At 68.6% G+C, this 23,010-nt stretch carries 22 protein-coding genes; 8 read left to right on the top strand and 14 right to left on the bottom strand.

The annotated features are described in order from the left end of the window. Window positions 1-223: 223 nt before the first annotated feature. Both ABZ420_RS30695 and ABZ420_RS30700 read left to right on the top strand, forming a co-directional pair. Window positions 224-535: a hypothetical protein gene (locus ABZ420_RS30695; protein WP_357130027.1), complete on the top strand. Its 312-nt coding sequence runs from the start codon at window positions 224-226 to the stop codon at window positions 533-535. Next, window positions 528-1,019, top strand: coding sequence for a DNA-directed RNA polymerase subunit beta (locus ABZ420_RS30700; protein WP_357130030.1), 492 nt, complete (start codon window positions 528-530; stop codon window positions 1,017-1,019). The genes ABZ420_RS30695 and ABZ420_RS30700 overlap by 8 nt, the downstream gene beginning before the upstream one ends. A 37-nt stretch (window positions 1,020-1,056) precedes the next feature. On the opposite strand, the gene ABZ420_RS30705 is transcribed toward ABZ420_RS30700, so the two are convergent. The 5 genes from ABZ420_RS30705 to aztB form a co-directional block, all read right to left on the bottom strand. Continuing rightward, complete coding sequence (locus tag ABZ420_RS30705; protein WP_357130033.1) at window positions 1,057-2,895, bottom strand: hypothetical protein; 1,839 nt, start codon at window positions 2,893-2,895, stop codon at window positions 1,057-1,059. Between the two features lie 132 nt (window positions 2,896-3,027). After that, window positions 3,028-3,933, bottom strand: a complete 906-nt coding sequence (gene bla, locus ABZ420_RS30710) for a class A beta-lactamase (protein ID WP_357130036.1) — start codon at window positions 3,931-3,933, stop codon at window positions 3,028-3,030. Between the two features lie 87 nt (window positions 3,934-4,020). Next, a complete protein-coding gene (aztD, locus tag ABZ420_RS30715; protein ID WP_357130039.1) occupies window positions 4,021-5,190 on the bottom strand; it encodes a zinc metallochaperone AztD in 1,170 nt (389 codons plus the stop codon). 32 nt (window positions 5,191-5,222) lie between these two features. After that, entirely contained in the window at window positions 5,223-6,140 is a 918-nt protein-coding gene (aztC, locus tag ABZ420_RS30720) for a zinc ABC transporter substrate-binding protein AztC (protein ID WP_357130043.1), read from the bottom strand. Beyond that, window positions 6,137-8,140: a zinc ABC transporter permease AztB gene (aztB, locus tag ABZ420_RS30725; protein WP_357130046.1), complete on the bottom strand. Its 2,004-nt coding sequence runs from the start codon at window positions 8,138-8,140 to the stop codon at window positions 6,137-6,139. The genes aztC and aztB overlap by 4 nt, the downstream gene beginning before the upstream one ends. Before the next feature lie 59 nt (window positions 8,141-8,199). On the opposite strand from aztB, the gene aztA reads away from it, so the two are divergent. Beyond that, the gene (gene aztA, locus ABZ420_RS30730) at window positions 8,200-8,886 is read left to right on the top strand and encodes a zinc ABC transporter ATP-binding protein AztA (protein WP_357130049.1); all 687 of its coding nucleotides are present in this window, start codon (window positions 8,200-8,202) and stop codon (window positions 8,884-8,886) included. Here the strand turns inward: aztA and ABZ420_RS30735 are convergent. Beyond that, a complete protein-coding gene (locus ABZ420_RS30735; RefSeq protein ID WP_357130160.1) occupies window positions 8,883-10,061 on the bottom strand; it encodes an MCE family protein in 1,179 nt (392 codons plus the stop codon). The genes aztA and ABZ420_RS30735 overlap by 4 nt on opposite strands. A 204-nt stretch (window positions 10,062-10,265) precedes the next feature. Here ABZ420_RS30735 and ABZ420_RS30740 point away from each other — a divergent pair, with 204 nt between their 5' ends. Then, entirely contained in the window at window positions 10,266-11,630 is a 1,365-nt protein-coding gene (locus ABZ420_RS30740) for a cytochrome P450 (protein ID WP_357130163.1), read from the top strand. 61 nt (window positions 11,631-11,691) lie between these two features. Here the strand turns inward: ABZ420_RS30740 and ABZ420_RS30745 are convergent, their stop codons facing one another. The 7 genes from ABZ420_RS30745 to ABZ420_RS30775 form a co-directional block, all read right to left on the bottom strand. Continuing rightward, complete coding sequence (locus ABZ420_RS30745) at window positions 11,692-12,918, bottom strand: cytochrome P450 (RefSeq protein WP_357130052.1); 1,227 nt, start codon at window positions 12,916-12,918, stop codon at window positions 11,692-11,694. A 31-nt stretch (window positions 12,919-12,949) separates the two neighbouring features. Beyond that, window positions 12,950-14,068 carry a dihydrodipicolinate reductase gene (locus tag ABZ420_RS30750; protein ID WP_357130055.1) on the bottom strand — a complete coding sequence of 373 codons (1,119 nt, stop codon included), beginning with the start codon at window positions 14,066-14,068 and terminating at the stop codon, window positions 12,950-12,952. Between the two features lies 1 nt (window position 14,069). Continuing rightward, the gene (locus ABZ420_RS30755) at window positions 14,070-15,668 is read right to left on the bottom strand and encodes an acyl-CoA synthetase (RefSeq protein WP_357130058.1); all 1,599 of its coding nucleotides are present in this window, start codon (window positions 15,666-15,668) and stop codon (window positions 14,070-14,072) included. A gap of 25 nt (window positions 15,669-15,693) precedes the next feature. Beyond that, window positions 15,694-16,944 carry a hypothetical protein gene (locus ABZ420_RS30760; protein ID WP_357130061.1) on the bottom strand — a complete coding sequence of 417 codons (1,251 nt, stop codon included), beginning with the start codon at window positions 16,942-16,944 and terminating at the stop codon, window positions 15,694-15,696. A gap of 5 nt (window positions 16,945-16,949) precedes the next feature. Continuing rightward, window positions 16,950-17,501: a nuclear transport factor 2 family protein gene (locus ABZ420_RS30765; RefSeq protein ID WP_357130064.1), complete on the bottom strand. Its 552-nt coding sequence runs from the start codon at window positions 17,499-17,501 to the stop codon at window positions 16,950-16,952. Then, window positions 17,501-17,728: a ferredoxin gene (locus ABZ420_RS30770; RefSeq protein WP_357130067.1), complete on the bottom strand. Its 228-nt coding sequence runs from the start codon at window positions 17,726-17,728 to the stop codon at window positions 17,501-17,503. Before ABZ420_RS30770 ends, ABZ420_RS30765 begins: the two co-directional genes overlap by 1 nt. Before the next feature lie 61 nt (window positions 17,729-17,789). Beyond that, window positions 17,790-18,992, bottom strand: a complete 1,203-nt coding sequence (locus ABZ420_RS30775; RefSeq protein WP_357130070.1) for a cytochrome P450 — start codon at window positions 18,990-18,992, stop codon at window positions 17,790-17,792. 366 nt (window positions 18,993-19,358) lie between these two features. Here ABZ420_RS30775 and ABZ420_RS30780 point away from each other — a divergent pair, with 366 nt between their 5' ends. After that, window positions 19,359-20,225, top strand: a complete 867-nt coding sequence (locus ABZ420_RS30780; protein WP_357130073.1) for an LLM class F420-dependent oxidoreductase — start codon at window positions 19,359-19,361, stop codon at window positions 20,223-20,225. Window positions 20,226-20,337: 112 nt separating this feature from the next. Next, complete coding sequence (locus tag ABZ420_RS30785) at window positions 20,338-20,916, top strand: helix-turn-helix domain-containing protein (protein WP_357130076.1); 579 nt, start codon at window positions 20,338-20,340, stop codon at window positions 20,914-20,916. 16 nt (window positions 20,917-20,932) lie between these two features. Here ABZ420_RS30785 and ABZ420_RS30790 read toward each other — a convergent pair whose 3' ends face one another. Further along, complete coding sequence (locus ABZ420_RS30790; protein ID WP_357130079.1) at window positions 20,933-21,799, bottom strand: mycofactocin-coupled SDR family oxidoreductase; 867 nt, start codon at window positions 21,797-21,799, stop codon at window positions 20,933-20,935. 180 nt (window positions 21,800-21,979) lie between these two features. Here ABZ420_RS30790 and ABZ420_RS30795 point away from each other — a divergent pair, with 180 nt between their 5' ends. Next, window positions 21,980-22,468: a nitroreductase family deazaflavin-dependent oxidoreductase gene (locus tag ABZ420_RS30795; protein WP_357130082.1), complete on the top strand. Its 489-nt coding sequence runs from the start codon at window positions 21,980-21,982 to the stop codon at window positions 22,466-22,468. A 143-nt stretch (window positions 22,469-22,611) separates the two neighbouring features. Further along, window positions 22,612-22,983 carry a helix-turn-helix domain-containing protein gene (locus tag ABZ420_RS30800; RefSeq protein ID WP_357130166.1) on the top strand — a complete coding sequence of 124 codons (372 nt, stop codon included), beginning with the start codon at window positions 22,612-22,614 and terminating at the stop codon, window positions 22,981-22,983. Window positions 22,984-23,010: the final 27 nt, after the last annotated feature.

The following is a 23,010-nucleotide window of genomic DNA, read 5'->3' on the forward strand; positions in this document are numbered from 1 at the left end:
CTGAGTCACCGCAAGTAGACCGGAGTAGACCGCGAGCTGTACCAGCGTAGTCCGAGTGCACCTTCCGATGCGCCTGAACAGGCGCCATGTTGTTTACGGCCCCCGGCACCGGGTGAGAGCCCGGCACTTACCCGGGCACACTTCCGGCGTCGATGACGCCGCCGGAGGGTCGCAAGATCCTCGGTGCCGGGCGCCTTCCTATCAACACCCAGAGGGGAGCGGCGTGAGAATGGAAGAGGGTGGCAAGGTCCGATTGTCGAAGACCGGGCAGTGGGAAACCACGGACGGCACACCGTACGGGCCGCTTCTGCGCGTGCGGTGCCCGGATGTCCAGCACTGCCTACGGCTGGCTCCATACGACGACGGCCGGATCGGACCCCACGACCGCAACATCCCCGGCGCGTGCGGCTGGGCCGGAGCCGCGATAGTCGATGACCGGCACGATATTCCGCGCTCCTGCCTGATCACTCTGGGTGCCGTCACCGGCGTCGACCGCAGGCGGACGCCACCCCAGGCGGGTGATCGGGATGCGTGACATCGACGACGCAACTGTGGTTCTCGCCGACACCCCGGCAGCACGATGCCGGTTCTACTGGGAGGCTTTCGGATTGCCCGCTCGGGTGCAGCCGGAGCTGGGCCGGATCTTCTTCGTCTCCGGCAGCGTCGGTGCGATCACGATGCCCGCGCAGCTCGGCGCGGGCGTGCGCGCGCACCTGCTCGACCGTGGTGTGCAGCTGGGACCGATCGTGTCGCATCCACGGTCGAAGCGGTGGACGTTCGTCATCGTCCCGGACATCCCGGACTCCGACATGGGCTTGTTCGCAGAGTTGTTCCGGCTCAATGCGTCTGTGGCCCGTCAGGGCGCGCAGATCGCGTTGCCGTCACCGGCAGACGGCGACCTCGGGTTCCGTGTCTGGGCCCACGCACCGCGAGGCACCTACCGGCCGCGCGGCATGGTCGTGGTCGAGGCCATCCGCGTCTGCGTACCCGCACGCCGGCGCATGTCGCCGGACCGATGATGTCGGTCGTATCGGTGAGGCGGCGATAGTGGTCGGTTCAATTGTCGTAGGACGCGACGCCGACCGGGCCGACGCCAACGCACAGGTTCAGGCCCGGTGTTGCGGTGGTGATTCGCAGTGCCGAACCGCTGCCGATGAGGCGAACGAAGACGGTGTTGGGACCCTTTCGGACCGGCGCGGTCACCGTTTCGCCTTGTTCCAGGGCGACGGTGATGCGGCCGTCACGGCTGGCGAGGTAGTTGAGTTGCGCCGTCCATTTGTTCGCGAGCATCGGGCCGTCGAGGAGCAGGCGAGCCGGGGTGGTGCCCTCGATCCGGTAGCCGCAGCCGGGCTCCGGGCCGGGGAGGATGATCCGGTTCCACCAGACCGCCGCCTCGACGATCTCACCGTTGTCGGTGATCATCCGCAGGTGAGGTGTCGAGTCCGCGAAGGTGCCGGGGGCGGCTATGGGAGCCAGGGCGTTCCTGGTGAGATTCTGCGGATAGGCCAAGGGATTCAGCACATTCCACGGCACCTCCTGCTCGAGCAGGGGCGCGCCGTCCCATGCGCTCAGCCCCGATCTCACGTTGGTGATGTAGGTTTCGGCCGGGCCGGCACGCCAGGATCGCACGAACGTCCAGGTGGACCAGAGACTGCTGACGACGAACACCACCGTCACGGCGATCGTCACGGACCGCCCGGGAAGCGCCGGGCCCCAGCACGGCCGGGGACGGGCCCGCAGCATCAGCGCACCCGCGGCCGCCGACACCACCGCCGTGTCGGCGAAGTAGCGCAGCGACTGCATCAACTCCCCCGCGGTGTTCGGGCCGCCGCGAGCCAGCGCTACCGCCAGCTGAGCGATCAGGACGTACGCCGCGGCCGTCAGCCAGACCACCCCGATCCGCCGCCGGGCGCGCATCGTCAGCGCTACAACCGCGATCAGCGCGAGCCAGGCCGACACCACCGCCCACCCCGGCGGATCCGCCCACGGCGTCGACGGTAGCCACCGCTCCCACACCCAGGGGCCGCCGAACAGGGCGGGCACGACCCCCAGGGAAGCGGCTCCGGGCAGCAGGTCGCGCAACTCGTCCCACCTGTCGGGTAGGCCGGGACCGTCGACCACCACGAGGTAGATGATCGACCAGCAGGCCAGCACCGCGCCCGATCCGACCCACAGCGCCGCACCCCGCCGGGCCACGGTGCGCATCGGGGCCGCGCGCCCGTCGACGTAGCGGGCCAGCGCCGTGATGGCGAAGGCGACGAACGGCACGACCGCCGACTTCTCGAAGAACAGCAGCGCCACCGCCAGCACCGCGACCCCGGACAGCGCGTATCGGCGGCGACCGGTCCGGACGAGCAGCACCGCGTCCCCGATCACCCAGGCGAGGGCGAACTGTAGCGGCAGTGCGTTCAGAGCGGCGGCCCACCAGGCGAACGCCGGGACCGTCAGAGGGCAGAACAGGTAGAAGACCAGCGGAAGCAGGATCGGCCATCGTGGGCCCACCACCAGCAGCAGCATCCGCACCACGGCTACCGACGCGCCGAGCTGCATGATCAGCAGCACCGTCACCGGGCCGGCCCAGACCAGCGGCGCCACCGCGTTCACCGCCCAGGCGGTGGCGAATGCCAGCGGCATGAAGTGGCCGTCGTGGTCGTACAGCAGCAGCTCCGTAGACCACAGCCCGAATCGGGCCGCCCGGCCGACCAGGATGAAATCGTCCCAATAGAAGTAGCCGCTGCCCGCTACCCACCAGCGGACCGCCAGCTGCAACACCACCAGGCAACCGGCCACGACGACCAGTGGCCGCGCGTCCCGGATCCGCCGCAACCGGCCGCCGGCCGCCGCGGACCGAGGGGCGCGCGCGGGCTCCGGCACGGCGAGCACAGCAGTATCCATGTCATCCCACCGTAGCGGCGGTCGGGCCGGGACCCGTCGCTTCGCGGCTATGGGTATTGCCGGTCTCGCCGATACGACAGGTCGCCCGAGGACAATGCGCAGAGTATTCGCCCTCGAGAACAGCGACGGCCGCTAGGTGAGTGTGTCCATCACGTACGCGGCGGCTTCGGCGAGCAGAGCCTGATCGTAGGCGGCATCTCGGGTGGCTTTGCTGGACATGATCGCGACGATGAGTGGCGCGGAGTCCGGGGGCCACACGACCGCTATGTCGTTGAGGGTGCCGTAGTCACCGGTCCCGGTCTTGTCGGCCACCTTCCATCCCTGCGGCGTGCCCGCCCGGATCCGCTGCGCGCCCGCTGCGGTGGCGTTGCGCTCCAGCAGGTCACGGAGGAAGTCCCGCTTGTCGACCGGGAGGGCGTCGCCCAGCACGATCCGGTGGTAGACCTCGCCGAACGCCCGCGGCGAAGTCGTGTCGCGCGGGTCTCCCGGGGTGGCTTCGGTGATCACGGGCTCGATCCGATCCATCCGGGTGACCGTATCGCCCAGACTCCGCGCGTACGCCGTCAGCTCGGCCGGGCCCCCGAGGTCGCGGAGCAGGAGATTGCCCGCGGTGCCGTCGCTGTAACGTACCGCGGCGTCGCACAGCTGACGGATCGTCATCCCCGTGTCCACGTACCGAGGGGTGACGGAGGCGTTCTTCAGCAGGTCGTCCCGGGTGTAGGTGACGACGGTGTCCAGATGCGACATGGGGTTACGCTGCAGCACCGCTGCCGCGGCCAAGCCCTTGAACGCCGAACAGAACGCGAATCGTTCATCGGCTCGGTGGGCGACGGTGGCGCCCGTCCCGGTGGCGCGGGCGTAGACGCCCAGGCGTGCGTCGAACTTTCGTTCCAGCTCGATCAGCCGGTCGTGGCGCTCGTCCGCCTGGGCGGTGGGCGCGGCGGAGGAAGAAGGTCCCTTTTCCGCAGCGCACCCCGCCAGCGGTAGGAGTGCCGCCGCGGCCAGAAGCGTCCGGCGGCCGATGGGCGACTGCGTCATACTCGTCCTCTCCCGGGGTCGATGTCGCGGTGAACGGGCTTCACCACCGCGACCATCGTCCGCTGTCCCCACCGACGAGAGTCCGGGTCAGTGCCCGAGCACGCCGCTCACTTCGTTCGGCGTGCTCGGCAGCGCGACGCTCGCCGTCTTCACCCCGGTGCCCAGGTCGATGCGGTGCACCTGCTTCGTCCCGGGGTCGGAGACATAGGCGGTGTCGCCGCGGACGAACAGCGCCGGCCGCGGCTTCTGCCATTCCAGCGGCTCCTGCCAGGGATCGGTGACCGGGATCGTGCGCACGACGGCGCCCGCGACGGGGTCGATCACGTGAATGCGGCCATCGGTGCCGAGGACCAGGGCTTCGCCGTGCGGACCACGGGCCAGCGACCGGAAGGTGTAGCTGGTGCCCAGATCGACCAGGCGCAACGCGCCGGTGACCGTGTCGATCAGTGCGACTTTCCGCGGGCGTTCGAGTTCGGCGTCCTTGTCCTGCTTGTAGTCGCCGAGGACCACCGGCGAGGTTTCGCTGCCCGCCTGGTTGCCGATCCGGCCGTACTCGGTGGGGCTGGTCACCTTGGTGATCGCGCCGTCGCGGTAGACGAGCACGCCGTTCTCGCAGCCGATCACCACCGCCTCCCCCGCGGCGGTCGCCTCACCGTGCACGCCGGGGCAGTTCTCGTTGCGCGCCCTCTCCGTGCGGTTCCTGTCGAGTACCACGATGCCGGTCCGCTTCTCCTCGGTGCCGAGGGTGAGGACGAGTTCGCCGTTGGCCAGTTCGATCGCGACGCCGTGGTGCGGGGCGGCCGCGCGGTAGGTGTCGGTCCTCGGCGCGCCCTTCGCGAGATCGGCGGAGTCGAACGCGACGACTTCGCCGGTGCCGTCGCTGAAGAGCACGGTCCGCCCGGCATGCCGGACCACGTGCCCGGGATGGGGGCCGGGAAAGTCCGTGCCGGTGAATTCGGCTGTGACGGCGTCGAAGACCCGGAAGCCCGCTTTGGTCGAGACGATCAGGTGCCGGTCGTCACCCGCGGGGTTGAGCCGGTTGAAGCCGTCGAGCTCGACCGTGCGCGCGAGTTCGAGGGTGGTTCCGTCCAGTACGTGGATTCCGCCGTCGTAGGTGATCGCGACCGGGTCGGTGATCGGTGTGCGCCGGGTGTCTTGTTCGGGGGAAGCGTCGGCGCCGCATCCGGTGACGGTGAGTACTGCGGCCAGCAAGCCGGTCAGGGCGGCCGATTTCGTGGTTGTCGATCGAACAGGCATGGGCGATTCCGTCTTTCGTTGCGTGGGTCGGGCTAGGGTGTGGCGAGGCCGCGCACGATCGACTCGGTGTTGGCCCGCATCATTTCCAGGTAAGTGCCCGCGCCACCGCCCGGCTCGGTGAGCGACTCGGAATACAGGGGGATCACCTGTACGTGCACACCGGCCTGGTCGGCGAGCACCCGGGCCAGGCGATCGGGTTGCGAGGCGTCGGCGAAGATCGCGCCCACCCCAGCGGCCCGGATGGTCCCGGCGAGGGCGGACAGATCCGACGGGCTCGGTGACGCGAGGGTGGTGCCACCCGGAATCACCGCGCCGACCACCTCGAAGCCGAATCGCTGTGCCAGGTAACCGAAGACGTGATGGTTGGTGACCAGCTTCCGCCGTTCGACGGGGATCGTCGCGAACCGCTCGGTCATCCAGCGATCCAGCCGGTCGAGTTCGGTAAGGTAGCGGTCGGCTCCGGCGTGGATCGCCGCGGCGTCCACGCCGGGGACGTGGTCGATGATCCGGTCCCGGATGACCTCCACCGCCCTGCGCACCCGGCGCGGATCGGTCCAGAAATGCGGGTCCGGTCTGCCGGTCGCTTCCTCCGCCGCGTAACCGATCGGGTCGATCGCCGCGCCGACGGATACGCCCGCGACCCCGGACTTCTCGGCCGCCTCGACGTTGCGCAGCACGCTCTCCTCGAGACCGAGACCGTTGTAGACGATGAGGCTCGCGCGTTCGAACCGGGCGGCCTGCTGGGCGGAGATGGCGAAGAAGTGCGGGTCCGCGTTCGCCTGCATGAGCACGGTGACCTCGACCGCATCCCCCGCGACGGCGCGGGTGAGATCGCCGAGGATATTGGTGGTGACGAGGACTCCGTCTCGGTGGGCGCCGGAATTCGAGCATGCGGTCAGTGCGAACAGCGCGGCGACGATCAGCGCGCACAGGCGGGCGGCGAGTCTCATCGGCCGGTCTCCACCATCGAGGTGGGCATGATGTCGAGGCGGAACGTGCGCGCGGTGCGCAGGTTGTCGGTGTAGTCGATCTCGTGGATCGCCCGCGCCACGGGATCGTTGAGGTAGGCGCGGTGCTCGTCGACGAGGATCAGCGGCGCGGGCGTGCCGTCGGCTACCGGGGCGGTCAGCGGGCGTGCCACCGCGGACTCGCTGCCGGACGCGGTGTCGTAGCTGTGCAGCAGGCCGTCCGCGGTGAGCACCAGCAGTGCGGCGCCCTCCCCCGCCGTGTTCGCCGCGACCACCGGACCGGTGTCGACCGAGGTCCAGGTCTTGCGCCTGACGTCGAGCACCCACACCCCGCGCCGACCGGCCGCGGCCACGAGCGTCGCGCTGCCACGGCGGTGGCGGAACTCGACCGCGCGGTCGACGTCTGCGGTGCCGGGCGGATAAGGGATCTTCTCGCCGGTGAACGCCGCGTCGCGTGCCGTCACCAGCAAAGCACCGTCCGCGCAACCGAAGACGACGCCCCGCTTGGTCACCGCCGAGCCGCGCGGATGCGGGCACGGCTGCGCGAGGTCCGAGGCGTGCGCGCCGTCTCGGGTGCGGACCTCGATGCGCGCGCGGGAGGGCACGGCCACGAGCAGGTGCTCGGCGTACGGCACGGCGACGGCGTCCGCGATCACGCCGCGCTCGTGCACCGACCCAGCGCCGAGCGCGGGCCGGTCCAGCAGCGTGGTGCTACCCGCGTCGGAAACGATTGCCGTGACCGCGCTGTCGGCGTGCGCGACCGACACCGGGCCACCGGTGCTGATGCCCAGATCGCGGGCGGGCGCGCGGTAGTAGTGCACGTGATCGCCGTGGTCGACCGTCCACGCACCCGCGTCCACGATCCGCATCCGGTCGCGGGCGGACAGGAACGCGAAGCGCCCGTCGGTGCTCATCCGGTCGACGCCTTCCATCCGGCCGAGATCGATCACGTCCTCGGTGACGAGGTCGACCACCCGCACGGCGCCGGTCACGTTGTCTGCCACCACCAGACGCGGCTGCGCCTCGTCGGTCTCCTCCGCGCCCGCCACGTACCCGTGCGGCGTCGGCTCCGCAGGGGCGGATTGTTCTGTCGCGCAACCGATCAGGGGCGTGATCGCGGCGAGGACCAGCACGAGCGCCAGTGGTTTCGTGGTCGCGCGGGAGGCGCGGATCCGCTCGCGCAGCCAGGACGACAGCGCCGAGACGAAGAACAGCGCGACGGCCGTCGCCGCGATGGTCGCCCCCGCGGCGGTGCTCGCGTGCCACGAGATCAGCAGCCCGGCGAAGGTGGACAGCGCGCCGAGCGCCGCGGCGGTGAGCATGATCAGCGGGATGCGATGCACCCAGTAGACGGCGGCCGCGGGTGGCGCGATGAGCAGACCGAAGACCAGCAACGTGCCGACGATGTGGAAGGACGCGACGATCGCCAGGGTCACCAAGCCGATCAGCGCGACGTTCGCCATCCGGGGCCGCAACCCGAGGGTGTGCGCCTTGCGCGGGTCGAAGGTGAGCGCGACGAACGCCCGGTAGCCCAGCATCGAGATCACCGCCGCGAGCACCGCCGCCGCGACCAGATACCAGAGGTCACGCACTCCGACGGCGAGAACGTCACCGAAGAGGAAGCCGGTCAGGTCCACCGCGAACGAGGGTGAACGCGACACGATGATCACGCCCGCCGACAGCATCCCGACGAACAACAATCCGATGCCGGTGTCGGCGGCGAACCTGGTGCCGCGGCCCAGCGCCGAGACGCCGACCGCCATCGCCGCGGCGCTGCATGCCGCGCCCAGCACCAGGTTTCCGCCGAGCAGCGCGGCGATCGCGACGCCCGGCAGCATGCCGTGCGCCATCGCGTCGCTGAGAAAAGCCATGCCGCGCAACACGACCCACGTGCCGGCCAGCGCGCACAAGCACGACACGAGCAATCCGCCCCACAACGCCCGCTGCACGAACGAAACCTCGAACGGGACCAACCACTCCATGAAGCAGCACTCTACAATGATAACGGTTTTCATTTCAATGAGGTGATCGGAGTCCGCTCATGCCGCCGTCCGCTGTCCATCTCGCCGAGGTGACGGCCGGGTACCGGGGGAACCCGGTACTGCACGCGTTCACCGCTACGATCCCGGCCGGACAGGTGACCGCACTCGTCGGGCCCAACGGGTCCGGCAAGTCCACCCTGCTCGGCGTGCTGGCCGGCGTCGTCACGCCCACCACGGGAACCGTTCGCCGACACCATCTCCGGCGCCCGGCATTCGTCGTGCAGCACAGCGGCGTTCCCGCGACGCTGCCGATCACCGTGCGGGAAACAGTCGCGATGGGACGGTGGGCGCATCGCGGCGCCTGGCGGCGTCTCACCCGGCAGGATCGAACGGTGGTGCGCGCGTGCCTCGACCGGATGGCCATCGCCGAGCTGAGCGAGCGCCGGCTCGACACCCTCTCCGGCGGCCAGCGCCAACGGGCGCTGCTCGCGCAGGCTCTCGCACAGGAGTCGGACCTGCTACTGCTCGACGAACCGGCCACCGGCCTGGACTCCGCCGCACAACAGGAGATCTCCGAGGCCATCCGCCGCGTCGGCGCGCGTGGCATGACGGTCGTGCACGCCACGCACAGCCGCGAGGACGCCCTGCGCGCCGACCACTGCCTGCTGTTGCGCGACGGCCGGCTCACCGGCCAGGGTGATCCGCGCACCGTCCTGCGCGAGCAGAGCACCGAGGCGGTCGACTAACGCGGAACCCCCGGCATGCCCGCGAAAAGGATCTGGAAGACCTTGGGCGCGTTGGGCACGACCGCGCTGGACGGAGTGAACGGCACGCCCGCGTTGGTATCGGTGACCACATAATCGGCGTGGCTGCCGGGAACCCGGTCGAGGATCCCGTCGCAGCGTGGCCCACCGGTCGCGTTCACCTTCGGCAGGTCGTCGGGATACCGATAGGGTCGCGCGCCGTACATGAAGCTCGCGTTGAAGATGGCTCCCGGCTCATACCCCCCGATGATGGCTTCAGCCGCGGGAAGAGCTTTCGCGATGCCGACGACCACGCAGTACAGCACGGGTGAGTACGTATCCAGCAGCGAACTGGTGGGCCGCAGGAGCGCGGGCACGGTGGTGAGATCCCGCTCGTTGTCCGTGAGCACCGACCGGGTGGTGTCGGCCAAGCCGATGAGGTCGAGCAACACCGCGTCCAGGTCTTGCGCACCCTGGGCGACTGTCGCGCCGGTCGCGGTGGCGTTGCCCGCCGTGCGCAACAGATCGGGGGTGGTGTCGGCGTAGAGCCCGGTGACCTGCCCGGCAGACGACAGGTCCCGCCGCAGCGCGGGCAGACTCGGGTTGATCTGGCGCAGGTAGTCGTCCGCGCGAGCCAGGAGATCGCCCAGCCGATCGCCGCGCCCTTGCAGTGCGGTGCCCAATGCGGCCAGGGTGGCGTTGAGCTTGCCCGGCTCCACCTGGGCCAGGATCTCGCTGAGACGCTGGAACAGCGTGTTGTATTCGACGGTGACCGATTCCGCGCGGATCGTCGCGCCGGGGCGCATGGGCGTCGGCGAGGGAACGCCCGGCACGACGAAATTCACGTACTTGGCGCCGAATACGGTGGTCGAGCGGATGTCCACCGTCGCATTGGCGGGCACCAGCCGCAGCAGCGCGGGATCGAGCGCGAGACGCAGGCGCGCCCGGTCACCATGGAATTCCACGGCGCTGACCCGGCCCAGTTCCACCCCCCGCATCCGTACCTTGGCGTCGGGGTCCAGAACCAGTCCGGTTCGGGACGTCTCGACCGTGACGGTCTCCGTGGAGCGGAAGCGTCCGGCGTACATCGCGACGGCGACCGCCACCAGCGCGGCGACGAGCAGGATCAGCACCGCCCCCGCGACCTTCAACCGCACTATCCGCCACGTCACCGACATGGCCTGCCTGCCGACATTCATCTTCGAATCCACCGATCACTTCTCGGCGCGGGCTGTGCGGCGACGGCGGCACCCGCGGTCCTGGCGTCCGGCCTGCACGACGGCGGACGTGGCCCGTGTCTTGCCGGACGCTCGCTAGCCGTAGTACTGTCCAGACACGTGTCCATCATAAAACTTGGACACTTATCTGGGGAAGGATTTCCAATGACTCTGGTGAAACCACGGCGGGTATCCGGAGGCGACCACGAGCACGGTCATCTGGAGGAGTTCCGCGTCGACCCGATCGGCCTGATGCGCCGGGTCCGCGCGGAGTGCGGCGACGTCGGCTCGTTCGATCTGGCGGGGCGCCAGGTCATCCTGCTGTCGGGCGCGGAGGCCAACGAATTCTTCTTCCGCTCCGGCGACGAGGACCTCGACCAGGCCGCCGCCTATCCCTTCATGAAGCCCATCTTCGGCGACGGCGTCGTCTTCGACGCCAGCCCGGAACGCCGCAAGGAAATGCTGCACAACCAGGCTCTGCGCGCCGAGCACATGCGCGGGCACGCCGCGACCATCGCCCGCGAGGTCGAGCGGATGCTGGCACGCTGGGGCGACGAGGGCGAGATCGACCTGCTCGACTTCTTCGCCGAACTGACCATCTACACCTCCTCGGCCTGCCTGATCGGCGTGAAATTCCGCAACGACCTCGACGACCGCTTCGCGCACCTCTACCACGACCTGGAACGGGGCACCGACGCACTGGCCTACGTCGACCCGTACGCCCCGATCGAGAGCTTCCGCCGCCGTGACCAGGCGCGGGCCGAGCTGGTCGAGCTGGTCCAGGCGATCATGGATCGCCGGGCCGCCGCCCCTCCGACCGGCAAGGACGACCGGGACATGCTCGACGTGCTCATCTCGATCCCGGGCGACAACGGCGAACCGCGCTTCAGCGCCAGCGAGATCACCGGCATCTTCATCTCGATGATGTTCGCGGGCCATCACACCACCTCCGGCACGGCGGCCTGGACGATCATCGAATTGCTGCGCCACCCCGAGGTGCTCGGCCGGGTCGTCGCCGAACTCGACGAGCTCTACGCCGACGGCTCCGACATCAGCTTCGGCGCGCTGCGCCAGATCCCGCACCTGGAGTCCGTGCTCAAGGAGACGCTGCGCCTGCACCCGCCGCTGATCATCCTGATGCGCGTGGCCCGTGGCGAGTTCGAGGTCTGCGGGCACCGCATCGAACCCGGCGACCACGTCGCGGCCACACCAGCGATCTCGAACCGGATCCCGGAGGACTTCCCCGATCCGGACGCGTTCGATCCCGGCCGCTACATCGATCCCGATCAGGCCGATCTCGTCAACCGCTGGACGTGGATTCCGTTCGGCGCGGGCCGGCACCGCTGCGTCGGCGCGGCGTTCGCGTTGATGCAGTTGAAGGCGATCTTCTCGCTGCTGTTGCGGGACTTCGAGTTCGAGATGACCCAGCCGTCGGAGACCTACCGCAACGACCACTCCAAGATGGTCGTGCAACTCGCGCAACCGTGCACCGTTCGCTACCGCAGGCGCCGCAAGGATGGCAACGGCTGAGGGCACGGCCGGGTCCGTGCGAGTTCCCCGCCACCGGGTGACGGGGAACTCGCACCCGGACCTACTCGTAGCGCACTCGCCAGCTCTTGATGCCGTTGATCCAGCCCGACCGCAGCCGCACCGGCTCGGCGACCTGCCGCAGATCGGGCATCACGTCGGCGATGGCGTTGAACATCAGATCGATCTCCAGCCTGGCCAGGTTCGCGCCGACACAGTAGTGCGCGCCGGTGCCGCCGAAACCCACGTGCGGGTTCGGGTTGCGCAAGACGTCGAAGGTGAACGGATTCTCGAAGCCCTCCTCATCGAAATTGGCCGAACTGTAGAACAAACCGAGCCGCTCGCCCTGCCGGATGCGCTGCCCGCCGAGTTCCAGGTCTTCGGTCGCGGTGCGCTGGAAGGCGGTCACCGGGGTGGCCCAGCGCACGATCTCGTCGGGCGCGGTGCGCGGACGCTGCTGCCGGTAGATCTCCCACTGTTCCGGGTTGTCCACGAACGCCTTCATCCCGTGCGTGATGGCATTGCGCGTGGTCTCGTTGCCCGCCACCGCGAGCAGGATGACGAAGAAGCCGAACTCGTCGGAGCCGAGCGCCTCGCCGTCGAGGTCGGCGTGCACGAGCTCGCTCACGATATCGCCCACCGGGCAGGCGCGGCGCTGCTCGGCCATGTTCCAGGCGTAGCCGAGGATCTCGGCCGAGGCCATGGCGGGATCGCCGTACTCGGGGTCGTCGTAGTTGAGCATCTGATTGGACCAGTCGAACAGCTTGCGCCGATCCGCCTGCGGCACGCCGATCAGTTCGGCGATCGCCTGCAACGGCAGTTCACAGGCCACCTGTTCGACGAAATCGCCGCCGCCCGTTTCCTTGGCGCCGTGCACGATGCGCGCGGCGCGCTCGGTGAGTGCGGCGCGCAGGTTCTCCACCGCCCGCGGCGTGAAGCCTTTGGAGATGATCCGGCGGATCTTCGAGTGCTTGGGCGGGTCCATGTTCACCAGCAGGGCTCCGGTGAGCGCCATCTGCTCCGGCGTGATGTCACCGGGCAGACGGATGATCGCCCCTTTCCGCTCCGAGGAGAACAGTTCCGGATGCTTCGAGATCTCCTTGATATCGGCGAGCTTGCTGACCACCCAGTAGCCGCCGTCGCGGAAACCCCCGGAGGTCTCGTCGGATTGCGCGTTCCACCACACCGGGGCGGTCCGTCGCAGCTGCGCGAACTCCTCCACCGGACTTCGGTTCTCCCATAGCGCCGGATCGGTGAAATCGAAACCGACAGGTAATGCCGATGCGGCCATTGCTACCTCCTAGATGAAACGGGCGAGCCGGTCAGCGCGGCGGCGCGGTCCGCCGCGCGAGGTCGGGATCGGCCGCGGCGGACGAAGCGCCGTCGGCCCCGCGCAACGAGGCGGCGGCACGACCCGCGACGAGCGGCAGCTCGAGAAAGGTCCGCACACCCGGTTCGGCGGCGACGACGTAGGGGATCGAGTTCACGCAGTGCATGGCCGTGGCGACGATGCCGGGGTTGCGCGCCAGACCGGCGGCGGCGCTGTGCGCGTGCATGCCGGTGAAGGTCACCGTCGCGCCGGGATCACCGACGATCTCGACCTCGTACCGCTCACCCGCCGGTCCGAATGTCCAGGGTGGATCGAGGTTCTCGGTGCCCATGAACCAATTCACCGCCGCCGTGATCACCGGTGCGCCGCGGACGGTCCCCTGCCAGCGGAAGCGTTGCGCGGCGACACCTCCCGGCGCGATCGGCCCGATCGGCGAGTCGATCGGCGCGGTGGCCACCGCTGTCTCGTGCGTCACCCGCAGTCGCTCGTCGAGCGCGATGCCCAGCGCCTCCGCGATCATCCACACTGATTGGCTGTAGCCGCCCGCGAGGACGTCCGCCATGACACTGGCCGCGGCCTGCTCCGGTGTGGCACCGAACAGCATCCAGTCCCGGACCACCTCGGGCGCGCCATAGGTGCGGATATCGGAGAATTCCTCGGCGCGCACCTCGGTGATCGCCCCCGACAGCGCCGACACCACCAGCGGAATCTTCTCGGTGATGCCGCCGGGATGGATTCCGGCGCCGTGCAGAGTGACTCCGGCGGCCCGGCACAGCTCGTCGTACCGCTGCCGCTCCGTGCGGCGCGGATAGAACCAGCCCAGCGGTGTGACGATGTTCTTGCCGGACCGCAGGATCGCGCGCACCGTCTCGGTGTCGGCCATGAACGGGCTGTACAGCACGCACTCGGCCGGTGTGGCGAGCAGACGCTCGGCATCGGTGCTCGCGCGCACTCCGATCGGCGCACGGCCGACCAGCTCGCCCAGGTCCACGCCGTCCTTGTCCGCGCCGTGCACCCAGGCCCCGGCCAGTTCCAGATCGGGATGGTCGAGAATGCCCTCGATGGCGGCCCGCCCGACTCCGCCGGTCGCCCATTGGATCACCCGGATCATGTCAGTCCGCCTTGTGGTCGGGGCCTCGGCCGGCCACATACTGTTTGGCCCACCGATAGTCGGGCTTGCCGCTGGGCGCGCGCACGATGGTGTCGGCGACCCAGATCTGTTTGGGCACCTTGTAGCCGGCCAGGAATTTGCGCACGTGCGCCTGTAGGTCGGTGAACTCGACCGGCCCGGCTCCGGACAGCGACACCACGGCGGCGACCTGATGACCCCAGCGTTCGTGCGGCACGCCGAGCACCACCGCGTCGTAGATCGCGCCGTGGGTCTTCACCACGCTTTCAACCTCTTCGACGAATACCTTCTCGCCACCGGTGTTGATCACCATGTTGCCGCGGCCGATCAGCGTGATCGATCCGTCGGTCTCGGCGCGGGCGCGGTCGTCGGTGACGACCATGCGTGTGCCGTCGACGGTCTTGAACAGTTTGTCGGTCTTGCCGGGGTCTTTGTAGTAGCCGATCGGCACGTTGCCGGTCTTGGCCAGCCAGCCTTCCGAACCCGGCGCGACGGGGTGGCCGTCGTCGTCCACGACGACCGCGCCGCGACCGGTCTGCACGCGGGGCCCGCGGGCGGGATCGTCGTGCTTCTGGGCGAATCCGATACCGCCGAAACCGGTTTCCGACGATCCGATGGAGTCCGAGACGACCGCCCACGGGAACAGCTCCAGCAGCGCGTTCTTCACCGGCTGCGACAGCAGCGCCGCGCCGGAGGCGATCGCCAGCAAGGACGAGGCGTCCACCGGCTCGCGCCCGAACGCCTCGAGCAGCGGTCTGGCCATGGCGTCGCCGGTGATCACCATGACCTGGGGGCGCTGCTGGGCGACGGTCCGCCAGACGCTACCGGCGTCGAAGCGGGATTCGAAGATCACGGTGTTGCCCGACCACAGCGCGGTGAAGGTGGGCATCATGGCCGCGGCGTGGATCAGCGGTGGCAGCACCAGCCAGGCGCTCGGATCGACCTGGGCGCCGGTGCGGGACTGCTGGAACTCGTCGGCGACCGGTTCGCCGGTGTAGAAGTCGATGCCGCCGCCGAGCACCCGCCACATGTCCTCCTGCCGCCACATGACGCCCTTCGGCATGCCGGTCGTCCCGCCGGTGTACATCATGAACAGGTCGTCGGGGCCGCGACGGACCACCAGGCGGTCCGTCGGCTCACCGGCGAGAGCGGCCTCGTAGCCCGTAGACGCGGAATCCGCCTCGCTGAACTCGTCGGCTACGCAGACCGTGTGGCGCAACGCGGTCGTCCGGGCTTCCTGGACGGCTCCGGCGTAACAGGAGTGGTGCACGAGCACCTCGAGATCCGCGTTGGCGTAGACGTAGGCCAGTTCCGCCACGCCGTACCGGTAGTTGATGTTGATCGGCACGGCGGCGAGCTTGAAGCACGCGATCAGCGTCTCCATCGTCTCGATGCTGTTGTGCATCTGGAAACCCACGTGCGTTCCCGCGCCGACGCCGAGGCTCGCCAGATGGTGTGCGAGCTGGTTGGCCCGGGCGTCGAGCGCACGGTAGGTCACGCGGCGGCCGGACTGGATCAGCGCCACCCGATCGGGCATGGCGTCCACGGAGTGCTCGAAGAGGTCGGCGAAGTTGTTGGCCATCTCGTTCCATCTCTGGGTGGGGCTGTCACACGACGGTGAGCGGAAGGGGGATCCCCCGGTCGGTGAAGGTGAAGGCGGCGCCGGTGCTGAACCGGGTCAGCGCGACCTCCGTCGCCTCCCGGAACGCTTTGTCGCCGAGCGTGACGGCGGCGCGCCACCCGTCCGCGCCCACCGCGACGACCTCGGCCGAGAAACACGGGTTCACGCCGCGGACCAGGGCGTTCAGCGGCTGAAGGTGCTCGGGGTCGAGCATCGACGGCCACGCTGCGTCGGTGCGCGCACCGCTCGCGGCCGGGAACGTCACCGTGACCGTGTCGCCGGTGTCCGTGATCTCGATACCGGTGTAGGGCAGGGGATTCAGAGCGGGATGTAGCCGCAATACCGTCGCGAGCGCGGCGGCATCGTCACCGAGGCCGAGGCAGTTGCGCAGGCGCTCACTGGTGAGCCCGGCGATCCCCGCGAACTGTTTGCGTCCGATCTCCAGCGCCGCGACGGCGTCGGCGCGGGCCCGCACCGCGATCATGAAACCGAGGGTGAGCAGATGATGTTGCAGGCAGACCTCGTCGGCGAGACGCACCAGCGCGGAGCGGGAGAAGTCCGCGAATCGCACATCGCTGAGCAAGGGGCCCGCGTAGTCCGGCCGTCCCTCGTCGTCGCGATCGATCGCGGCCAGCTCCAGTCCCGCTGCCACCGACGCGGCGACCAACTCGGCGTTGGGCGGCACCGGCGGCGGCACGTGCCCGGGATCGATGACGACCGTCCACGCGCACACCGGCTTCCGGTCGGCCGGATGGCGGGGCGGGCGGTGGATGGGCCGGACCTGCGCGTGCGGGTTGGTGGCCAGCGCGGTCGCGTCGAAGGTCGGGTCTTCGATGTCGTGGCACATCGACACGACGAAGTCCTCGCCCATCGGTTCCACGTCGGCCAGCGCACCGCAGTGGTCGAGCCAGAACTCGCCGTGGTGGTGGTCCTCCACCCGGAAACGGAAGTCCATGAACTGCGGTGGAGCGCCGATGTCCAGTTGCAGGCCCTTGAAGATGGTCTCCACGCCGTCGCCTGCGAAGCCGAGCGCCCGCTGCATACGCCGGGTGTAGACCGGGCTGGCCACCTGCCACTCCTCGATGGCGATCTCGGTCATGCCCTCCCGGCCGAACGCGGCGATCGAGTGCGCCATGCCGGAGCGGTCGATGAGGTGCCCGCACAGGAGCAGTTCGGGAATCAGCGCAGCCAGAGTGTCCCGGTCCAGGCCGGCGAATCGGCTCTGTGATGCGGCCATGTCGGTCACCACAGCGGGACGGGGGATTCGCCGATGCGGTACCAGCCGGGCAGCGGTTTGCCGGAAACCGAGCGCTCGATGCGCTTCTGCATGCCCGGTGTCAGCGCCTTGTTCGTGATCATCTCCATGAACATCGCCGAGACGTTGCCGAAGTCGAAGAAGTCCCGCTGCCAGGACCATTGGAAGTCACCGCCGTAGCGGAACCAGCTGCCGCCGATCCCTTCGGGCGAGTAGTTGCGCCCGTCCGGGCGCTCGGCCTCGCTGATCTGCTTCCAGAGTCCGATGACGTTGCCGGTGCGGTCGTCGACCACGAACTCCTGGTAGGGGTAGGTCCAGCCCTCGAGTCCGGCCATCTCCTGGCCGAGGGCCAGATCGCGGATCTCGTCGCGTCCGACGGCCATGAACTCCTGGGTGGGGCCGTAGTTCCAGCCGTAGGTGGCGTCTTCGGTGTACATCTGCGCGAGCGGCTTCCAGTCGCCCTTCTCCTCGCAGCGCTGGTTCTCCACGATCCAGCGCTGGATCATCTCGTCGAGCTCGGTGCGGTCGAAAGCTGGCATCAGTCGGTACCTTTCGTGGAGTGGTCGGTCGCGTCTTCGTCGGCGATCGACAGGGCTCGAGTGGGGCAGTAACGGATCGCGTCCGCCACGGCGGGCCGCAGTCCGGCGTCCGGCACGTCGTCGAGGATTTCGACCCTGCCGCGTTTGGGCACGGTGAACACCTCCGGCGCCTCGGCCTGACAGACCGCGTGCCCCTGGCACAGATCGAGGTCGGCCCGGATTCTCATGACCGGCTCCGCACGGCCCGGCTTCGCAACCCAGGTGTCCGGATTCGTTCGCATCGACGGCTCATCGGGTCTCCACGGTGATGGGAAGGTGGGCGAAGCCACGCACATTGGACGAATGCACGCGTTGAATACCGTCGGGCACGATGTCGAAAGCGCTGACGCGAGAAGAGAATTCCCGCAGGGCGACGGTCGCTTCCAGCCGCGCCAAGTGCGCGCCCAGGCAGAAGTGCACTCCCGCACCGAAACTCGCCAGCCCGGACTTGTCGGCACGATCAATACGGAAACTGTCACCATCGTCGAACACCGCGGGATCACGATTGGCCGAACCGATCAACAGCAGCACCTTCGCTCCCGCCGGAATCACCCCGTCGTGGTAGCCGAGGTCTTCGGTCGCGGTACGCGCGATCATCTGACTGGAGGTGTCATAGCGCAGCGTCTCCTCCACCCAGTCGGCCACCAGGCCGGTGTCCGCGACGACCTTCGCGTACTCCCCCGGGTTACGCGCACCCCAATACAAGGCATTGCCCAACAGTTTCGTGGTGGTCTCGTTCCCGGCCACCACCATCAGGAACAAAAACCCGATGACCTCCTCGTCGGTGAGTGTGTCACCGCCGATCTCGGCGTCCAACAGGGCCGAGGTCAGATCCTCCTTCGGGGCACGCCGACGCTCCGAGACCATCTCCGCGTAATAACCGAGCAGCTTGATCGACGCCTCGACAGCGGCCATCGGGATATCGAGCACACCGTCCTCCCGATGCACCACCAGATCCGCCAACCGCCGAATCTCCCCCCGATCCGCGACCGGAACCCCCATCAACTCGGAAATCACGTCCATCGGCAACTTGCCCGCCACCTCATCGATCCAGTCGAACGAGCCACCGGCCAGCGCCGGTTCCAGATACGACAGCGTCAACTCCCGGATCCGCACTTCCATCTCCGCGACCCGCTTCGGGGTGAACCCCTTGAACACCAGCCGCCGCATCCGCATATGCCGCGGATCGTCCATCGCCAGAAACGACATCACCCGATGCGCATGCGGCCCCCACGCCGCCGGATCCAGCGACACCCCATTCGCACTCGACAAACGCACACTGTCCCGAAACGCCGCCACCACATCCGCGTGCCGCGACAACGCCCAGAAACCCAAAACCGCATTGTGATACAGCGGCGCCTCCTCCCGCAGCCGACGATACGTCGGATACGGATCCTCGTGAAACCCGTAGTCATACGGATCGAACGTCACCGGTTCCACCGCGGCGGTCATCGCCCACACTCCGAATCCGATAACACGTTCTCAACGGGAAGCAGCCCGGCTTCCATTCGGAGAGACACATAGCTGGACATGTGTCTGGACGGTACCACTGACAGATTTTCAGGACAATCCCGAACGAGCGATCTCTTCGAAACCGCGACACAGCACTGCGGCACATGCCGCGCCGGACCGGAAAATGAGAACGCGTTCTTGCAGGCCGTATACGATCGGACTACAGTCCGAACAGCTGTCCATACTCGGTCGCCGAGCCGCACCGGTGTCCCCCACCCGGCGCGCGCGCCATCAGGAGCGCCGCCGAGGCGCTTCCCGGCGAAAGGCCGAGCACACACCGAACGACCCGACAAGACAGGGGTTCCCATGCGATTCGGCATCGTCCTGTTCACCAGCGACCGTGGCATCGCCCCCGCCCCGGCCGCCCGCGCAGCGGAGCAGGCGGGATTCGCCTCCTTCTACGTCCCCGAGCACACCCACATCCCGGTGGCGCGCAGCGCGGCGCATCCGCAGACCGGCGACGCGTCGCTACCCGACGGCCGATACCTGCGCACGCTCGACCCCTGGGTGGCGCTGTCCATGGCGGCCGCCGTCACCGAACGCATCGAGCTGGCCACCGCCGTCGCACTCCCGGTCGAGCACGACCCGATCACCCTGGCCAAGACGATCGCCTCACTCGACCACCTCAGCGGCGGCCGGGTCCTGCTTGGCGCCGGATTCGGCTGGAACACCGACGAACTCGCCGATCACGGCGTGCCCGCGAACAAGCGGCGCACGGTGCTGCGCGAGTATCTGGCGGCGATGCGGGCACTGTGGAGCCAGGACGAGGCCGGCCACGACGGCGAGTACGTGACCTTCGGGCCGAGCTGGGCCTGGCCGAAACCGGTGCGGCGCTCGGTGCCGGTGCTGATCGGCGCGGCGGGCACCGAGCGCACGTTCCGGTGGATCGCCGAGTCCGCCGACGGCTGGATCACCACACCGGGGGAAACGGAGATCTCGGATCGACTCGCCCTGCTGCACGACATCTGGCAGCAGGCGGGGCGGACCGGACGTCCGCGCGTGGTCGCTCTCGACTACAAACCCGACGCCGCGCGCCTGGCCGAGTGGGAGCACGGGGGCGTCACCGATGTGGCGTACGGCCTGCCGGACAAGGACGAGCCCGCGATCCTCGGCTACCTCGAGCGGTTGTCCCGCAAACTCGAGGAAATCGGCCGGCCACTCGGCGTGGGGTAATCCAGTCGCGGTGTCCCGCGGCCGTCGAACAATTTCACCATGGCCGGAAACACAGCGATTTCGGCAGCGTGCACGTTGCTCGAACAGAATAACGACACTACCATCTAGACACATGTCCGAAAGCGATTCCAGAACAGTCGAGGCGACGCGGCGGCGCTTGTCCGGAAAACAGGCCGACACCGTCGAGAAGCTCACCAGGTCGGCGCTGGAAGTGCTTTCCCGGGAGGGGTTCGCGGGCATGACCATCCGAATGGTCGCCGCCAACGCGAAGGTGGGCACCGCCACCGCGTACACCTACTTCTCCTCCAAGGAACACCTGGTCGCGGAGATCTTCTGGCGCAGGTTGCGCGCGACGCCCTCGCCGGTGAGCGAGGACGCGGACGTCACCGTGCGGGTGATCGCCGAACTCCGCGGCATCGCGTTGCTCGTCGCCGACGAACCGGAATTGTCCGGCGCGGTCACCAGCGCGCTGCTCGGCCGCGATCCGGATGTCGAACATTTGCGCGCGCGCATCGGTTTGGAAATTCGCTCCCGCCTGGCGCATGCGCTGTCCGGAAGTCCCGACGAGGATATTCTGAAATCGCTCGAATTACTCTACGCGGGCGCGCTGGTGCACGCCGGGATGGGCTACGAATCGTATTCGGATATCGCGGACCGCATCGAGCGGTCCGCGATGCTCATTCTGAAGTGACGCAGCGCGTTTCGCGTCACTGCCCCGCGAGCCCCAGTTTCAGCGACGCCCCGCCGTCGACGAACATCTGCAAGCCGGTCACATAGCGCGATTCGTCGGAGGCCAGGAACGTGACCGCGTGGGAGATGTCCGAGGACTCGACGAAGGGAATCGGCATGGCCTGCATGAACGGAAAGGTGACCTCGGCGTCCTCCCGCGTCGGGTGCTGCACGTCCGGACGGAAGATCTGGTACATGCCGGGGTTGTGCAGCATGTCGGTATCGACGTTGGTCGGGTGCACCGCGTTGATCCGGATCGAGCTCGGCCCCAGCGTCAAGGCCAAAGTCTGCGTGTAGGAACGGATCATCTTCTTCGACAGACCGTAGCCGTCGCCGCCCGGGCCTTGCAGCGCCTGCTGGCCGTTGAACCCGGTCTGCGGCACCAAACCCGCCACCGAGCCGGTCACGATGATCGAGGCGCCCGCCCCCAGATGCGGCAGCGCGGCGTGCACGGTGTTCACCACGCCGACGAAGTTGACGTCGAAGACGTCGACGAATCCCTGCAGCGGCACGTGGTGGCCGAGCGGGCAGATCCCGGCGTTGGCCACCACCACATCCAAGCGCCCCAGTTCGGCGACGGCGGCCCCGATCGCCTCGTGCAGCGCGGGACGATCCCGCACGTCGACCTTCCGGGCTACCACCCGGCGGCCGGTCTTCGCGACCAGGTCCTCGGTCTCGCCCAGGTCCGCTTCGGTCGCCAGCGCGTAGTCGTTGCTGGCGATGTCGCCGCAGATGTCGAAGGCGATGATGTCGGCGCCCTCTTCGGCCAGGGCGAGCGCGTGACTGCGGCCCTGCCCCCGCCCCGCGCCGGTCACCAGGACGACTTTGCCGCTGACCCGATTCATGTTTCCTCCACCGTGCTCGTCACCGGTTTCCGATACCCCTGCGACATGCGCCGCGTCTATGGAATAGTAACCGGACATCTGTCTGGACGATACTACGGACAAAGGTATGGATCAATCACTCTTCACCGCGGCCGATTCGAGCGCCGCACCCCGTTCCCGCCCGGCCGAGCGGGGCGTCCGATGACGCCGAACCGCCCGCGCAATCTCGATTCGCCGCTCGTCGGGGCGCTCATCAAGTACATGTCGAAGGCACAGGTCTGGGTCTTCCGCCGGACCGGAGGACGCATCGGCGGGCGATGGCGCATCGGCGCGGGCTTCCGGAAGCCGGTGCCGACCTTGCTGCTCGAGCATCGCGGCCGCAAATCGGGCAAGGTGTTCACCGTCCCGCTGCTGTATCTGGTGGACGGCGCCGACTTGGTGGTCGTCGCCTCGCAAGGCGGGTTGCCGAACCATCCGCAGTGGTACTTCAACCTTTTGGCGCATCCCACCACTCGGGTACAGATAGGCCCCGAGCACCGCCGCGTTCGCGCCCGCGTGGCGACCCCGGAGGAGAGGAAGCGCCTGTGGCCCTTGCTCGTCGCCCTCTACGCGGACTTCGACGCCTACCAATCCTGGACGGAACGCGAGATACCGGTGCTGATTCTCCAGCCGGAGGACCAGGCGCACTGACCTCGCGCCCGGCGCGTCGAGTGGGGTCCGCACCCACACTCCCCCATGATGTTCAGCGTTCCCGGCGCGGCGGGGCTCTCCCCGCCGCGGCAGTGCGACGCAATCGATCGACTCGACAGAGGATGGGAGAGCGTGTGGCGAAAATGGGTAGGCGGAAACGGTCCAGGCTGATCACCAGCGGAATGCTGCTGGAGAAGCGCCAGACCGAGGAGCACGAAGCACCGGCGGCACCGGTGGTCGTCGCGGACGAGGTCGAGGCGGTTTTCGCGCTCGATCTCGACGCGCTGGCCGCGCGCGTGCGCGCGCGGCGGCGAGAGATGAAGTGGACCCAGGCGGACGTGGCGGGCAACGGCGGCCCGCCTGCCAAGGTGATCAGCGAGATCGAGCGGTCCCGCAATCCCCGGCCCAGCGCCGAGGTGCTCGACCGGCTCGACGCGGCACTCGATTGGCCCCCGGGCACCAGCGCGACGATCCTGGGCGAGGAGCAGGCGCGCGAACTCGCCGCAGCGCGCTGATCGCCCGAGGCGAAACCCGGCCGGTCG

Origin of the sequence: Nocardia sp. NPDC005745, assembly GCF_040630775.1 — a bacterium.
Taxonomy (GTDB): domain Bacteria; phylum Actinomycetota; class Actinomycetes; order Mycobacteriales; family Mycobacteriaceae; genus Nocardia.

Coding starts and splice junctions, on each gene's coding strand:
- ABZ420_RS30700 (WP_357130030.1), top strand. CDS start 528: ATGCGTGACATCGACGACGCAACTGTGGTTCTCGCCGACACCCCGGCA.
- ABZ420_RS30705 (WP_357130033.1), bottom strand. CDS start 2,895: ATGGATACTGCTGTGCTCGCCGTGCCGGAGCCCGCGCGCGCCCCTCGG.
- bla (WP_357130036.1), bottom strand. CDS start 3,933: ATGACGCAGTCGCCCATCGGCCGCCGGACGCTTCTGGCCGCGGCGGCA.
- aztD (WP_357130039.1), bottom strand. CDS start 5,190: ATGCCTGTTCGATCGACAACCACGAAATCGGCCGCCCTGACCGGCTTG.
- aztC (WP_357130043.1), bottom strand. CDS start 6,140: ATGAGACTCGCCGCCCGCCTGTGCGCGCTGATCGTCGCCGCGCTGTTC.
- aztB (WP_357130046.1), bottom strand. CDS start 8,140: ATGGAGTGGTTGGTCCCGTTCGAGGTTTCGTTCGTGCAGCGGGCGTTG.
- aztA (WP_357130049.1), top strand. CDS start 8,200: ATGCCGCCGTCCGCTGTCCATCTCGCCGAGGTGACGGCCGGGTACCGG.
- ABZ420_RS30735 (WP_357130160.1), bottom strand. CDS start 10,061: ATGTCGGTGACGTGGCGGATAGTGCGGTTGAAGGTCGCGGGGGCGGTG.
- ABZ420_RS30740 (WP_357130163.1), top strand. CDS start 10,266: ATGACTCTGGTGAAACCACGGCGGGTATCCGGAGGCGACCACGAGCAC.
- ABZ420_RS30745 (WP_357130052.1), bottom strand. CDS start 12,918: ATGGCCGCATCGGCATTACCTGTCGGTTTCGATTTCACCGATCCGGCG.
- ABZ420_RS30750 (WP_357130055.1), bottom strand. CDS start 14,068: ATGATCCGGGTGATCCAATGGGCGACCGGCGGAGTCGGGCGGGCCGCC.
- ABZ420_RS30755 (WP_357130058.1), bottom strand. CDS start 15,668: ATGGCCAACAACTTCGCCGACCTCTTCGAGCACTCCGTGGACGCCATG.
- ABZ420_RS30760 (WP_357130061.1), bottom strand. CDS start 16,944: ATGGCCGCATCACAGAGCCGATTCGCCGGCCTGGACCGGGACACTCTG.
- ABZ420_RS30765 (WP_357130064.1), bottom strand. CDS start 17,501: ATGCCAGCTTTCGACCGCACCGAGCTCGACGAGATGATCCAGCGCTGG.
- ABZ420_RS30770 (WP_357130067.1), bottom strand. CDS start 17,728: ATGAGAATCCGGGCCGACCTCGATCTGTGCCAGGGGCACGCGGTCTGT.
- ABZ420_RS30775 (WP_357130070.1), bottom strand. CDS start 18,992: ATGACCGCCGCGGTGGAACCGGTGACGTTCGATCCGTATGACTACGGG.
- ABZ420_RS30780 (WP_357130073.1), top strand. CDS start 19,359: ATGCGATTCGGCATCGTCCTGTTCACCAGCGACCGTGGCATCGCCCCC.
- ABZ420_RS30785 (WP_357130076.1), top strand. CDS start 20,338: ATGTCCGAAAGCGATTCCAGAACAGTCGAGGCGACGCGGCGGCGCTTG.
- ABZ420_RS30790 (WP_357130079.1), bottom strand. CDS start 21,799: ATGAATCGGGTCAGCGGCAAAGTCGTCCTGGTGACCGGCGCGGGGCGG.
- ABZ420_RS30795 (WP_357130082.1), top strand. CDS start 21,980: ATGACGCCGAACCGCCCGCGCAATCTCGATTCGCCGCTCGTCGGGGCG.
- ABZ420_RS30800 (WP_357130166.1), top strand. CDS start 22,612: ATGGGTAGGCGGAAACGGTCCAGGCTGATCACCAGCGGAATGCTGCTG.